Below are 1,051 nucleotides of genomic sequence, written 5' to 3'. Positions count from 1 at the left end.
TGCCGCCCGTACCTGACAGAAGATGTCAGGTACGGGCGCGAGGGTGATCACGAGCGCCCGGCACACCCGCCGCGCGCCGGCCCCGGCACCACCCCAGAGGACGACGACCATGAGCGCATCCACCACCGTCACCGGCGGCTTCAGCTACGCCGACTGGACGGAGACGTCGATCGGCCCGACGGAGGCCCGTCCCCGGCTGGCCCGGGCCTCCGTCGTCAACGCCTTCACCGGCGGCATCGAGGCGGCGGCGACCGTCTGCGAGTACGTCTTCGTCTACGCCACCGAGAAGACCGGCACCTTCACCGGCCTGCAGCAGCTCACCGGACGGCTGGACGGCCGCACCGGCGGCTTCGTCGTGGAGGAGCGCGGCACCTTCGCCGAGGACGGCACCGTGAGCTGCGCCTTCGAGGTGGTCCCCGGCACCGCCACCGGCGAGCTCACCGGCCTGCGCGGCACCGGCGGCTACCTCTACCACCCCGGCGAGTCGCCCGTCCCGTACACCTTCACCTACGAGCTCGGCTGAGCCGGCACCGGTGAGCGGGGGGGCAGGGGCGGGGCGCGGGGCGTGGGGGCGCTGTCCGAGCCGCCTGCCAGGATCGGCGGCATGGACCTCTCCGACGCGCTCGCCCGGATCGACGAGCTGTACGCCCTTCCCTTCCCCGAGCGGGAGGGGTGGTACGGCCCGCGCTGGAGCGGCCCCGACCACCACGTGGCGGTCCTGCGCGAGAGCCGGGACTTCTGGGAGGACCGGTCCGAGGAGGTCGTGGCCGCCGCCGAGCGGGACATCGCGGACGCGCTCGCCCGGGTGACGGCGGCACTGACCGCGCGGTGGGGCGCCCCGGTGCCCGTGGAGTTGTCGCCCTACTTCGGGGTGGACCCGTACGACCCCGGCTACGTGGCGCCCGAGCCGGCCGGCTTCCTCGCGCAGAACGCTCCGGCCATGCAGGTATGGCGTCCGGACGGCCCGGACGCCCGATGGCTGGCCCTCGCGGTGGGACAGGCCGATCCGGAGTTTCCGGTCCAGCTCTTCCTCGCGGTCGGCGAGGGCGGG

The 1,051-nt window shown here is 74.5% G+C and carries 2 protein-coding genes; both read left to right on the top strand.

Features of this window, described 5'->3' with window-relative positions; translation table 11 throughout:
* Positions 1 to 109 precede the first annotated feature (109 nt).
* Complete coding sequence (locus ABD308_RS00825; RefSeq protein ID WP_344323126.1) at positions 110 to 523, top strand: DUF3224 domain-containing protein; 414 nt, start codon at positions 110 to 112, stop codon at positions 521 to 523.
* 81 nt (positions 524 to 604) lie between these two features.
* Positions 605 to 1,051 (top strand): hypothetical protein (locus ABD308_RS00820; RefSeq protein WP_344323114.1); only part of this gene is annotated, 447 nt, incomplete at its 3' end.

The sequence above is a fragment of the Kitasatospora putterlickiae genome, assembly GCF_039527695.1.
Classification (GTDB): domain Bacteria; phylum Actinomycetota; class Actinomycetes; order Streptomycetales; family Streptomycetaceae; genus Kitasatospora; species Kitasatospora putterlickiae.
Note: the sequence above shows the minus strand (reverse complement) of the source record. Positions and strands in the feature narration are given on the sequence as shown.

Excerpts from the sequence above, each read along its gene's own strand:
- ABD308_RS00825 (WP_344323126.1), top strand. The coding sequence starts at position 110 with ATGAGCGCATCCACCACCGTCACCGGCGGCTTCAGCTACGCCGACTGG.